This is a genomic window from Kitasatospora sp. CM 4170, assembly GCF_032110285.1.
In the GTDB taxonomy this organism is placed as follows: domain Bacteria; phylum Actinomycetota; class Actinomycetes; order Streptomycetales; family Streptomycetaceae; genus Kitasatospora; species Kitasatospora aburaviensis.
On record NZ_CP134877.1, the window covers coordinates 5,142,618 to 5,155,528 of the forward strand.

The window sequence follows — 12,911 nt, forward strand, 5'->3', positions numbered from 1 at the left end:
TACCTGAGTTTCGCAAGGGGGTCGGTGTCGCGCCGGCCCCTTCCCCTGTCGCGCCGAGGAGTGATCCGCCGTGCCTCTGCCCAGACGGTTCCGTCGCCTGGCAGCCACCCTGGTGGCCGCCCTCGCCGCCCTGCTGACGGTGGCGCTGCCGCCGGTCGCGGCGGTGGCGGCGGAGGGCCGGGTCTCCGGCGGGCGGCTGGACTGGGGGATCCGGCAGTCCTTCCTGACGTACGTCACCGGTCCCGTCGCCAAGGGTGGTTGGAGCCTGAGCGGGGGCGCCGCGACGGTCGGCGGGAACACCTTCCGGTTCCACTCGGCCGACGGTGTCTACGACCCGGCGACCGGCGCGCTGAGCGCCGCGTTCTCCGGCGGGGTCCGGTTCACCGGGCACCGGGAGAACGGGGCCGACGCCCTCGACCTGAGCATCGCCCGGCTCACGTTCCGGGCCGCCCCGGGCGGGGCGGCCGGGCTGTACGCGGACGTCAGCAGCAAGTCGCGGGAGACCGGCCGGGTCGACCGCGTGGGCCAGGCCAAGCTGGCCGACCTCTCGCTGGCCGGTGTCGACCTGCGGGGCGCGGCGGGAACGCTGACCCTCACCGGGGTGCCCGCCACGCTGACCGACGCCGGGGCCCGGGCCTTCGGCGGCTTCTACCCGGCCGGCACGGCGCTGGACCCGGTCGCCCTCTCCGTCAACCTCCCCGCCGCACCGTCGAGTCCGCCCCCGGTCACCGCCTCGGGGCCGGCCGCCGAGCCCTCCGCCACCGCTCCTCCCGCCAACGCCTCCGCCACGCCGGTGCCCGACCCGACCGCCGCCCCCGGTGCCCCCGGTGCCCCCGAGCGGACGGCCTTCTCGGCCGGCGCGCTCGACTGGGGCGTGCGCAGGACCTTCCGCGACTACGTCACCGGCGCCGTCGCGCAGGGGCGTTGGGAGCTCGGCGGCGGGGCGGCCGACGGTGGCGCGTACTTCCGCTGGACCCCGGCCGAGGGCCGCTACGAGCCCGCCACCGGCGCGCTGACCGCCGCCTTCACCGGGACCGTCCGCTTCACCGGCATGCGCACGGGCGACGCCTACGGACTCGACCTCACCCTGGCCCGTCCGGCGGTGGAGGTCGCCGACGGCCGGGGCCGGCTGCTCGCCGACGTCTCCGGCCGCACGCCGGACGGCAGCACGCAGCAGCTGAGCGGCGTCGAGCTGGCCGTGTTCGACGCGGCCGGCCTGAAGCCCGAGGGCGGTCTGCTCAAGGCCGCCGAGCTGCCGCTGAGGCTCACCGAGGCGGGCTCCAGGGCCTTCGGCGGGCTCTACCCGCCCGGCACCGAGATGGACCCGCTGAGCTTCGCCGTCGCCCTCGAACCGGGCGCCGCGCTCCCCCCGCTGCCCGACCTCGGCAGCGCCCCGCCCACCGCGCCGAGCCCGGCCGCCACCGCGACGCCCGCCGCCGCACCCGCGGCCGCACCCTCCTCCTCGGACGGCCTCCCCGTCGCGGTGGTGGCCGGCGCCGTGCTGGCGGCCGCCCTGGCCGCGGTCGGCGGCGGCGTGCTCGCCCGCCGCCGGCGCCGGGCCGTCCCGGCCGACCGGGACGCCGCCGCGGCCACCCCCTCCGACGCCACCCCCGCCGATCCGGCCTGACGTCGGCCCGTCCCCCCGCTCACCGAAACGGAGTACCGCCATGTCCCGCAGCACCGCCCTGCCCGCAGGCCGCCGCAACCGCACCCGGCTGGCCGCCCTCGCAGCCGCCACCGCCGGCCTCGGCCTGACCGCCTTCGGCGCCCCCGCACTGGCGTTCGGCGCGGGTGGGCCCGGCAGCATCGACTACGCCACCGGTGCGCTGGACTGGGGGGTCAAGGCCAGCTTCCGCAGCTACGTCACCGGGCCGGTCGGGCAGGGCGCGGTGGAGCTCAGCGGCGGCGCCACCGCCAACGCCGACGGCGGCTTCCACTTCGCGCTGGCGAACGCGCGCTACGACCTGGCCACCCACGCCCTCACCGCGGCGTTCACCGGGGGCGTCCGGTTCACCGCCCACCACGGCGCGCTGGACGTGGCGCTGAGCGACCTGAAGCTCACCACCTCGGGCACGACCGGCACGCTCACCGCCGACACCGCCTCCAAGGAGTCGGTCGGCGCCGCCGAGACCACCCGACGGGACGACGTGCCGCTGGTGACGTTCACCGTCGGCCGGGACACCACGACGGGCGTGCCAACCGCGGCCAAGCTCACCGAGCAGGGGGCGAAGGCCTTCGCGGGCTTCTACCCGGCGGGTACGGAGATGGATCCGCTGGCGCTGCTGCTGCAGCAGCGCCCGGCCGAACCGTCGCCGACCGCCACGGTCACGGGCGCGCCGTCCGCCTCCCCGTCCGCGACGCGGTCCCCGAGCACCACCGCCTCGCCGACGGCGACCGCCACGGCCACGGGTTCGCCGTCCGCGAGCCCGTCCGCGACCTCGACCGCCTCCCCGTCCGCGACGCGGTCCCCGAGCGCCACCGGCTCGCCGTCCGCGTCCGCCTCCCCGACGGCCACCGGCACGCCCGCCCCGACCGGGACCGCCGCCCCGACCGGCACCGGACGGCTCGCCGTCGTGAACGGCACCCTCGACTGGTCGGTGAAGGAGAGCTTCCGCAGCTACCTGGCGAAGCCGATGACCGGCGGCAAGGTGGAGTTCGGCGGCGGCGCGTCCGACTACCGATTCGGCGGTGCCACCGGCAGCTACGACACCGTCAACCACGCGGTGGCGGTCGGCTTCAGCGGCTCGGTCCGCTTCCTCGGCCACCCCGAGGCCGGCGGCGGGTACCAGCTGGACACCACGCTCTCGAAGCTCGGCCTGGCCGTCGACCGGGACGGTGCCTACCTGACCGCCGACGTCCGCGCCAAGTCGCGCGACGGCAAGCCCGATGTCGCGCTGACCGCCGCCAGGATCGCGAAGCTGGACCTCTCCCGGGCGAACCCGGCCCCGGTCGGCGGCGTGGTGGCGCTCTCCGGCGTCCCGGCCACCCTGACGGCCGAGGGGGTGCCCGTCTTCGGCAGCTACCCGGCCGGTGAGGCGCTCGACCCGGTCACCGTCTCGCTGGCCGTCGACCGGGCCGCCGAGCTGCCGGCCGCCCCGGCGGGCGGCCCCGCGGCCGGTACCGGCGCCAGGGCCGCCGCCCTCACCGGTACCGGCGTGGTCGCCGGAGCCTCGCTGACCACCGGCGGCAGTGCCGGCCCCGGCGGCGGCGTGCTGGCCTCGACCGGTTCGTCCACCCCGGTGGTGCCGCTGCTCGCGACGGCGGCCGGGCTGCTGCTGGCCGGCGGCGGTGCCACGGTGCTGGTCCGCCGCCGGAGCCCGCAGTCCTGACCCGGCGGCAGAACGGGCCGGGCCCCGGCGAGCAGTCGCTCGCCGGGGCCCGGCCGTCGGAAGAATCGTTTCTGCGTCCGGCTAGGCACTCAGCGGGTAGCGCGCGTCCAGGGCGCGGAAGACCGCGCCGTTGAGGGCGAAGGCGCGCTTGCACTCCTCGACCACCCGCCGGCGCCCGACCTCGTCGAGGGCGCGTCCGGCCGCGTCCAGCTTGGCCCGGTACTCGCGCTTGAGGGCGGCCGGGTTGGCGACCTCCTCGAAGACGTAGAACCGGACGCCGTCGCCCCTGCGCTCGAAGCCCCAGGTCCGCTCGGCGATCCCGCGGATGATCTGGCCGCCCGACAGGTCACCCAGGTAACGGGTGTAGTGGTGCGCCACGTACCCGGCGGGCCACTCGGCCGCCAGCTCCGCCACCCGGTCCGCGTAGGCGGAGGTGGCCGGCAGCGGCGACAGCCCGGTGCGCCAGTCGGGCCCGCGCAGGTGCGCCAGGTCGCGCTCGATGGCGGCCGTGCGCAGCAGTGCCCGGTCGATGAACGGCCCGGCCACCGGGTGCCCGGCGAGCACGTCGGCCCGCTCCTCCAGGGCGCGGTAGACGTACCAGAGCTGGCCCGTGAGGTCGGCGTAGGCGTCGATCCCGAGCTGCCCGCCGAGCAGGCGGCTCATGAACGGCGACTGCTCCGCGGCCGCGTGCTCCTCGCTGCTGGCGGTGCGGAGCACGGTCGAGAACGGGGCGGGTTGCTCGGGCGCGGTCATGCGGCCTCCAGGGATCGAATCGACCTCGAATTATGGTTAGCCTAACCTAAGTTATCTGGATGCCGACAGGGTGTCGGCACGATGTGGCCGGCTCCGGGAACGGCGAAGGCCGGGGCCGCGGACTGCTCCGCGTACCCCGGCCTCCGACTGCCTCGACCTACCTCGAACGGCCCCGGGCCGACGAGATCGGCACGACGGCTCAGTGACCGCCCTGCTCCGCCAGGCGCTTGATCGACGCGGTGACCTCGGCCTCGGCCTCGGCGCGGCCGACCCAGTTGGCACCCTCGACCGACTTGCCGGGCTCCAGGTCCTTGTAGACCTCGAAGAAGTGCTGGATCTCCAGGCGGTCGAACTCCGACACGTGGTGGATGTCCCGCAGGTGCTCCCAGCGCGGGTCGGTCGCCGGGACGCAGAGCAGCTTGTCGTCGCCGCCGGCCTCGTCCGTCATCTGGAACATGCCGATCGCGCGGCACTTGATCAGGCAGCCGGGGAAGGTCGGCTCGTCCAGGATGACCAGCGCGTCCAGCGGGTCGCCGTCCTCGCCGAGCGTGCCCTCCACGTAGCCGTAGTCGGCCGGGTAGCGGGTCGAGGTGAAGAGCATCCGGTCGAGCCGCAGGCGGCCGGTCTCGTGGTCGACCTCGTACTTGTTACGAGAGCCCTTCGGGATTTCGATAAGGACGTCGAACTCCAACGGTTCCTCCAAGGTAGGGACTGACAGAATCCAAGTGTCTCCTACGGGAGTGAGTGCTCAGGAAAGGGGCCGGTCGGTGGGTGCAGGGGTCGGGGCGGGTCGCCGCCGCAGGGGGACGGCCGCGGGGCTGGTCGGGGCGGCGCTGCTGGTCGCCGGTACGGTCCTGACCTCGGGTGGTGGCGCGTACGCACAGCCCTCCCCGCCGCCCGGCGGGCACAGCGCCGGCCACGACGAGGACGACGGCCGGGACGGCAGGCCCGGCGGCGACAACGACAACAAGGGGGGCAACGGCAAGGGCAAGGGGCGCACGGGCGCCACCGAGACGCCCCGCCCGACCGGGACGGCCTCCGCCACCCGGGCCCCCTCGGCCGGCTCCTCCGCCCCGGCCTCCTCGGCCGCCTCCCCGGGCGCCGCCTCCCCGGGCGCCGCGCGCCCGGCGCCCGCCGCCGGGGCCGTCCTGGCGCTGGCCGAGGCCGGCCCGAGCACCGGGCTGCCGACCGCCAAGGGGCTCCAGCAGGCGCTCGCCGCCGCGCTCGGCGACAAGAACCTGGGCACCGTCAGCTTCGCCGTCGCCGACGCCGCCGGCGGCCAACTCCTCTACGGCTCGGGCGAGAACACCCCGGCGACGCCCGCCTCCACCACCAAGCTGGCGACCTCGGTCGCCGCGCTCTCGCTGATCCCGGCCGACACCCGGCTGACCACCCGGGTCGTCAAGGGCGCGGCTCCCGGCGAGATCACCCTGGTGGGTGGCGGCGACCCGACCCTCACCGCGCTGCCCGCGGACCAGGTGCAGATCGGCGGCCTGCCCGCCGACGCCGACACCGCCCCCGCCTCGCTGGACGCGCTCGCCCGGCAGACCGCGGCGGCGCTCAAGGCCGCCGGCACCACCGCGGTCAAGCTCGACTACGACCTCTCGCTCTACTCCGGGAACCCCCAGCACAAGAACCACGACGCCGAGAACATCGCGCTGGTCACCCCGCTGATGGTGGACGAGGGCAAGGTCGACCCGAAGAGCCGGGAGGACGCCCCGCCGCGCGTCGCCGACCCGGCCGGGCAGGCCGCCGAGGCCTTCGCCGCGCTGCTGAAGGCCCAGGGCATCACCGTCGAGGGCAAGGCCAAGCCCGCCGCCGCCCCGGCGGCCGCCACCGCGCCCGTCCTCGGCCGGGTGGACTCGCCGACCGTCGCCAGGCTGGTCGAGCGGCTGCTGACCACCTCGGACAACACCCTCGCCGAGGCGATCGCCCGTCAGGCCGCCCTCGCCGCGCACCAGCCGGCCAGCTTCGAGGGCGCGGCCACCGCCGTCACCCAGGAGCTCGCCCGGCTCGGCGTTCCGATGGCCGGCGTGGTGCTCAACGACGGCAGCGGGCTGCACCCGAACAACGCGATCCCGCCGGCCGTCCTGGTCCACCTGCTGGCGCTGGCCGCCTCCGAGCAGCACCCGGCACTGCGCCCGGTGCTCACCGGCCTGCCGATCGCCGGGTTCACCGGCACCCTCGGCAAGCGGTTCGGCTCCGGGTCGGGCGCGGTCGACGCGGCCGGCCTGGTCCGGGCCAAGACCGGCAGCCTCAGCGGCGTCAACACCCTGGCCGGCACGGTGGTGGACAGTGAGGGCCGGCTGTTGGTGTTCGCCGTGATGACGAAGACCACCGCCCCCGCCGACACCGCCCGCGCCGCCATGGACCGCGTGGTGGCCCGGATCGCCGCCTGCGGCTGCCACTGACCGGCTGTCGCGCCGTCAGCGCCCCGCCGGCCCGCGCAACGGCCTCCGGAGGCCCCCGGCCCCGTCCCGTTCGCGGGCCGTTGCCACGGGTGGCTCCCCTCGATGGGTCCGAGCACGTACGGTGAGGGCATGACGAGCGCGAGCGGTGGTGCCGACATGGTCGACTGGAATCTCGCGGTCGCGACCGCGACCAGGCTGGTGCGGCCGGGGCCGGAGGTGAGCCGCGCCGAGGCGGCGGCGGTGGTCGCCGAGCTGCGCCGGCACGCCCTGGAGGCGGAGGAGCACGTCCGGGAGTTCACCGGCATGCGCTCCAGCAGCCTCGCCGCCGCCGCCGCGACCCCGGTCCTGATCGTGGACCGCCCCGGCTGGGTGCGGGCCAACGTGGCGGGGTTCCGCACGGTCGTCCAGCCGCTGGTGGAGAAGCTGCAGGCCCGCCGGGCCAACAGCGCCACCGCCGGTGTCCTGGGCACGGTGGGGGAGAAGGCCACCGGCATCGAGGTGGGCGCGCTGCTGGCCTTCCTGTCGACCAAGGTGCTCGGCCAGTACGAGACCTTCGCCCCGGCCGAGCCCTCGCTGGAGGCGCCGGACAGCCCGGCCGCGCTCTTCGACAAGCCCCGGCTCGGCCCCGAGGGGCCCGGCCCCGGCCGGCTGCTGCTGGTGGCGCCGAACATCGTGCACGTCGAGCGCGAGCTGGACGTCGACCCGGCCGACTTCCGGCTCTGGGTCTGCCTGCACGAGGAGACCCACCGCACCCAGTTCACCGCGGTGCCCTGGCTGCGCGACCACATCCAGTCCGAGGTGCAGTCCTTCCTCGCCGAGACGGACGTCGACCCGGGCGCCCTGCTGGACCGGCTGCGGGACGCCGCCGGCTCGCTCGGCGGCGGCCTGCCCGGTCTCGGCGGCCGCGGCGAGTCCGGGCAGGCCTCGACCGGCCTGCTGGAGATCGTCCAGTCGCCCGCCCAGCGCGAGATCCTGGGCCGGCTGACGGCCGTGATGTCGCTGCTGGAGGGCCACGCGGACGTGGTGATGGACGGCGTCGGCCCGGCGGTGGTGCCGAGCGTGGCCGAGATCCGGGAGAAGTTCCAGCAGCGCCGGGACCGCGGCGCCAACCGGCTGGACCTGGTGCTGCGCCGGCTGCTCGGCATGGACGCCAAGCTCCGCCAGTACCAGGACGGCGCGGTCTTCGTGCGCGGCGTGGTGGAGCGGGTCGGCATGGAGGGCTTCAACCGGGTCTGGACGTCGCCGAACACGCTGCCGACCAAGGAGGAGATCCACGACCCCGCCGCCTGGGTCGCCCGCGTCGGGAGGTAACCCGCCCGCGGGCCGGGCGATCCGCCCGCTCGGGGCGACGCGCCCGACCGGGTCGGGTCCCGCCCGTCCACCGGTCGGCAGCGGTCAATCCCGTTCGTACGAGTGGTCCAGTCGTGCAGATGGCGGGTGAAGATACGTTTCTCCATTCACCCGAACGTGGGACGGTGGTCGTACCGGTGGCGCGGGTGGCGTAGCGGGTGCCTCCTTTCTGCCACCATCTGTGAGCGCCCGGTAACGCGGCGCTCACGGATGCGCGGTCCCCGCCGCGCCCACCGCCGTCCCGTCCCCTCCGCCAAGGAGCCGTCCGCCGTGGGCCCACACCCCGCTGTCGCCGCGATACGCCTGGCCGTACGCCGCACGCTCACCGACCTCGCCGCAGAGGCCGGTACCACCTTCACCGCGCCCGTGCGCGAGCCCCGCGAGCGCCCGAGCGGGGCGCCGCTGGTGGGCGCCGCCGCCGGCACCACCCTGATCGGCAACGCCCACCGCCACCCCTCCGGGCTCCCGCGCACCCCGGCCGCGCCCGGTTCGCCGCTGGTCCTGGTCGCCGTCAGCGGCGGCGCGGACTCGATGGCGCTGGCCATCGCGGCCGCCTTCGAGGCCCCCAAGATCGGCCTGCGGATCGGCGCCGTCACCGTCGACCACGGGCTCCAGGACGGCTCCGCGGACCGCGCCGCGCAGGTGGCCGAGCGGCTCCGCTCGCTCGGGCTCGACCCGGTCGAGGCGATCCCGGTCCGGGTCGGCCGGGCCGGCGGCCCCGAGGCGGCCGCGCGGGACGCCCGCTACGCGGCGCTGGACGAGGCCGCCGAGCGCCACGGCGCGCTCGCCGTGCTGCTCGGCCACACCCGGGACGACCAGGCCGAGACGGTGCTGCTGGGCCTGGCCCGCGGCTCCGGCTCCCGTTCGCTGGCCGGCATGCCGGCCCAGAAGGGCCGCTACCGGCGCCCGCTGCTGGAGCTGGACCGGGCCGCCACCCGGCAGGCCTGCTCCGCCCAGGCGATCCCGGTCTGGGACGACCCGCACAACTGTGACCCGGCCTACACCCGCTCCCGGGTGCGCCACGAGGTGCTGCCGGTGCTGGAGAAGCACCTCGGCGGCGGCGTGGTGGAGGCGCTGGCCCGCACCGCCCGGCTGTTCCGCGACGACGCCGACGCGCTGGACCAGTGGGCCTCGCTCGCCGAGCGCGACCTCCGGACGGGCGAAGGCACCCTGGACGCCGTGAAACTCGCCGAACTGCCCCCCGCGGTGCGCCGCCGGGTGCTGCGCCGGGCCGCGCTGCGGGCGGGCTGTCCGGCCGGGGACCTCTTCGCGCGCCACCTCGAAACGATCGACCTGCTGGTCACCGGATGGCGCGGCCAGGGGCCTTTGCACCTACCCGGGGGCGTCGAAGCCACCCGCAGGTGTGGCACGCTGGTCTTTCGGCGGCAGGGCGACTGACGGGCAGGCATGTCCGGGGGCGTCGGTCGCCGGCCATCCAGACCCCGAACGTTTGAGGACGTATCCCCGGTGGACCAGAACGACATGGGCGCTGACCTCGCGAAGGTGCTCATCAGCAAGGACGAGATCGACGCCAAGCTCCTGGAGCTGGCCGAGCGCATCGACCGGGACTACGCAGGCAAGGACCTGCTGATCGTCGGCGTCCTCAAGGGGGCCGTGATGGTCATGGCCGACCTCGCCCGTGCCCTGCACTCGCAGGTGACCATGGACTGGATGGCCGTCTCGTCGTACGGGATGGGCACCAAGTCCTCCGGCGTCGTCCGGATCCTCAAGGACCTGGACACCGACATCGCCGGCCGGGACGTCCTGATCGTCGAGGACATCATCGACTCCGGCCTGACGCTCTCCTGGCTGCTCGGCAACCTGGGCTCGCGCGGACCGGCCTCGCTGGAGGTCTGCACCCTGCTGCGCAAGCCGGACGCGGCCAAGGTCGAAATCGACGTCAAGTACGTCGGGTTCGACATCCCCAACGAGTTCGTGGTCGGCTACGGCCTCGACTACGCGGAGAAGCTGCGCAACCTCCCCTTCATCGGGACCCTCGCGCCGCACGTCTACGGCGGCTGAGGCACGGTCCGCGAGCCCCGTTCGGGCTACGGGCGGGAACAGTACGCCGTTCCCGCCCGTTGGACGGGGGGAAATGGAAACACGTCGTGCCGCTGTGCTCCCGCCACTGGTGGGGTGGACTGCGGTACGGTCCAATAAACCGCTCTTCACATGAGCACAGACCGGATGCGCCGGCGGCCAAAGCCCCGCGGCGCCGTTGAGTGGCAGGAGGGACGGGGCGGCAACGCCCCGCATGGATGGACGTCAAGCGATACTTCCGTGCGCCGATCATGTGGATCGTGCTGGCCGTCCTCGCCGTCATCGTGCTGATGCAGGTCGTTTCGGACTCGAACGGCTACAAGACGGTGGACACCGGGCAGGTCGTCGCAGCGATCGACGCCAAGCAGGTCAAGTCGGCGCAGATCACCACTGGTGACTCGAACACGATCAAGATCCAGCTGAAGGACGGCGCCAAGCTGTCCGACGCCGGTACGGGCAAGACCCCGTCCGGCAGCAAGTTCCAGGCCTCGTACATCGGCGACCAGGGTGTCGGCATCGCCGACAAGCTGCAGGCGCAGATCAACGACAACGACCAGAACACGCTTCCCGAGGGCTACACCATCAGCCCGGAGAAGCAGAGCACCTTCGTCAGCCTGCTGCTGTCGATGCTGCCCATCGTGATCATCGTCCTGGTCTTCCTGTTCCTGATGAACCAGATGCAGGGCGGCGGCTCGCGCGTCATGCAGTTCGGCAAGTCCAAGGCCAAGCTGCTCACCAAGGACACCCCGAAGACCACCTTCGCGGACGTCGCCGGTGCGGACGAGGCGGTCGAGGAGCTCCACGAGATCAAGGAGTTCCTGCAGGAGCCGGCCAAGTTCCAGGCCGTCGGCGCCAAGATCCCCAAGGGCGTGCTGCTCTACGGCCCGCCCGGTACCGGCAAGACCCTGCTGGCGCGCGCCGTCGCGGGCGAGGCCGGCGTGCCGTTCTACTCGATCTCCGGCTCGGACTTCGTCGAGATGTTCGTCGGCGTCGGCGCCAGCCGCGTCCGCGACCTCTTCGAGCAGGCCAAGGCGAACGCCCCGGCGATCGTCTTCGTCGACGAGATCGACGCCGTCGGCCGGCACCGCGGTGCGGGCCTCGGCGGTGGCCACGACGAGCGTGAGCAGACCCTCAACCAGCTGCTGGTCGAGATGGACGGCTTCGACGTCAAGGGCGGCGTGATCCTGATCGCCGCGACCAACCGCCCCGACATCCTGGACCCGGCGCTGCTGCGCCCGGGCCGCTTCGACCGTCAGATCGCGGTCGAGCGCCCCGACCTCCAGGGCCGCCTGGACATCCTCAAGGTGCACCAGAAGGGCAAGCCGATCGCGCCGGACGTCGACCTCTCGGCCGTCGCCAAGCGCACCCCCGGCTTCACCGGCGCGGACCTGTCGAACGTCCTCAACGAGGCCGCTCTGCTGACCGCCCGCTCGGACAAGAAGCTGATCGACAACGGCATCCTGGACGAGGCGATCGACCGCGTCGTGGCCGGTCCGCAGAAGCGCACGCGGATCATGTCCGACAAGGAGAAGAAGATCACCGCGTACCACGAGGGCGGCCACGCCCTGGTGGCGGCGGCGTGCCCGAACAGCGACCCGGTGCACAAGATCACCATCCTGTCCCGCGGCCGGGCCCTCGGCTACACCATGGTGCTGCCGGACGAGGACAAGTACTCCACCACCCGCAACGAGATGCTCGACCAGCTGGCGTACATGCTGGGCGGCCGCGCGGCGGAGGAGCTGGTCTTCCACGACCCGACCACGGGCGCCTCGAACGACATCGAGAAGGCCACCGCCACCGCGCGGGCCATGGTCACCCAGTACGGCATGACCGAGCGCCTGGGTGCGATCAAGTTCGGCAGTGACAACTCCGAGCCGTTCCTGGGCCGTGAGATGGGTCACCAGCGCGACTACTCGGAAGAGGTCGCCGGGCTGGTCGACGAAGAGGTCAAGAAGCTCATCGAGAACGCGCACAACGAGGCCTGGGAGATCCTGGTCGAGAACCGCGACGTGCTCGACAACCTGGTCCTGGAGCTCCTGGAGAAGGAGACCCTCAACAAGGAGCAGATCGCCGAGATCTTCGCCCCGATCGTCAAGCGCCCGGCCCGGCCGGCCTGGACGGGATCCGCCCGCCGGACGCCGTCCACCCGCCCGCCGGTCCAGTCGCCGAAGGAGCTGGCGCTGACCAACGGCGCCGCGACCGCCGCCACCGACGCCGCCCAGGTCGACGTGGTGAAGCTCCCGCCGCTCCCGACGGAGCCGCCCACGGAGGGCTGAGCCGCCCACCGTTCGGAACGGAATGGATGCCGCGTCACCGGGGTTTGTACCCTGGAGGCGCGGCATCCGTGCTGTTCAGCCCACGTAGTCCCACAAGTAAGCGAGGCCCGCATGATCGACCCGGTGACGCTCGACGGTCCGCCCGCCGTCGGGACCTTCGACCAGAAGCGGGCCGAGAACGCCATTCGCGAGCTGCTGCTCGCCGTGGGGGAGGACCCGGACCGCGAGGGTCTGCTGGAGACGCCCGCCCGGGTCGCGCGGGCCTACAAGGAGATATTCGCGGGCCTCTGGCAGGAGCCGGAGGACGTCCTCACCACCACCTTCGACCTCGGCCACGACGAGATGGTGCTGGTCAAGGACATCGAGCTGACGTCCGTCTGCGAGCACCACCTGGTGCCGTTCCGCGGCGTCGCGCACGTCGGCTACATCCCGTCCACCAGCGGGAAGATCACCGGCCTGTCCAAGCTGGCCCGGCTGGTCGACGTCTACGCCCGGCGCCCGCAGGTGCAGGAGCGGCTGACCAGCCAGGTCGCGGACGCGCTGATGCGGATCCTGGAGCCGCGCGGGGCGATCGTCGTGGTCGAGTGCGAGCACATGTGCATGTCGATGCGCGGCATCCGCAAGCCGGGCGCCAAGACCATCACGTCCTGCGTGCGCGGCCAGCTGCGCGACCCCGCCACCCGGGCCGAGGCGATGAGCCTCATCATCGGGCGCTGAGGCGCGGGGCGCCGGGCGGCCTGGCTGCTCGGCGC

At 74.0% G+C, this 12,911-nt stretch carries 10 protein-coding genes; 8 read left to right on the plus strand and 2 right to left on the minus strand.

The features are described from left to right. Positions 1-76: 76 nt before the first annotated feature. Positions 77-1,627 (plus strand): HtaA domain-containing protein, encoded by a 1,551-nt coding sequence (locus RMN57_RS21995; RefSeq protein WP_380237353.1) that lies wholly within the window; start codon positions 77-79, stop codon positions 1,625-1,627. Between the two features lie 40 nt (positions 1,628-1,667). Further along, positions 1,668-3,329: an HtaA domain-containing protein gene (locus RMN57_RS22000; protein ID WP_313765057.1), complete on the plus strand. Its 1,662-nt coding sequence runs from the start codon at positions 1,668-1,670 to the stop codon at positions 3,327-3,329. 81 nt (positions 3,330-3,410) lie between these two features. Here the strand turns inward: RMN57_RS22000 and RMN57_RS22005 are convergent, their stop codons facing one another. Then, the gene (locus RMN57_RS22005) at positions 3,411-4,082 is read right to left on the minus strand and encodes a biliverdin-producing heme oxygenase (RefSeq protein WP_313765058.1); all 672 of its coding nucleotides are present in this window, start codon (positions 4,080-4,082) and stop codon (positions 3,411-3,413) included. Positions 4,083-4,281: 199 nt separating this feature from the next. After that, positions 4,282-4,773, minus strand: coding sequence for an inorganic diphosphatase (locus RMN57_RS22010; RefSeq protein ID WP_030244505.1), 492 nt, complete (start codon positions 4,771-4,773; stop codon positions 4,282-4,284). Between the two features lie 76 nt (positions 4,774-4,849). Here RMN57_RS22010 and dacB point away from each other — a divergent pair, with 76 nt between their 5' ends. From dacB to folE, 6 genes are all read left to right on the plus strand, one after another. Further along, a complete protein-coding gene (dacB, locus tag RMN57_RS22015; RefSeq protein ID WP_313765059.1) occupies positions 4,850-6,493 on the plus strand; it encodes a D-alanyl-D-alanine carboxypeptidase/D-alanyl-D-alanine-endopeptidase in 1,644 nt (547 codons plus the stop codon). A 129-nt stretch (positions 6,494-6,622) separates the two neighbouring features. After that, a complete protein-coding gene (locus RMN57_RS22020) occupies positions 6,623-7,804 on the plus strand; it encodes a zinc-dependent metalloprotease (protein ID WP_313765060.1) in 1,182 nt (393 codons plus the stop codon). A 309-nt stretch (positions 7,805-8,113) separates the two neighbouring features. Next, complete coding sequence (tilS, locus tag RMN57_RS22025; protein WP_313765061.1) at positions 8,114-9,241, plus strand: tRNA lysidine(34) synthetase TilS; 1,128 nt, start codon at positions 8,114-8,116, stop codon at positions 9,239-9,241. A gap of 69 nt (positions 9,242-9,310) precedes the next feature. After that, positions 9,311-9,865 carry a hypoxanthine phosphoribosyltransferase gene (hpt, locus tag RMN57_RS22030; RefSeq protein WP_030059589.1) on the plus strand — a complete coding sequence of 185 codons (555 nt, stop codon included), beginning with the start codon at positions 9,311-9,313 and terminating at the stop codon, positions 9,863-9,865. 236 nt (positions 9,866-10,101) lie between these two features. Next, the gene (ftsH, locus tag RMN57_RS22035) at positions 10,102-12,159 is read left to right on the plus strand and encodes an ATP-dependent zinc metalloprotease FtsH (RefSeq protein WP_313765062.1); all 2,058 of its coding nucleotides are present in this window, start codon (positions 10,102-10,104) and stop codon (positions 12,157-12,159) included. A gap of 111 nt (positions 12,160-12,270) precedes the next feature. After that, entirely contained in the window at positions 12,271-12,876 is a 606-nt protein-coding gene (gene folE / locus RMN57_RS22040) for a GTP cyclohydrolase I FolE (RefSeq protein ID WP_030309924.1), read from the plus strand. Positions 12,877-12,911: the final 35 nt, after the last annotated feature.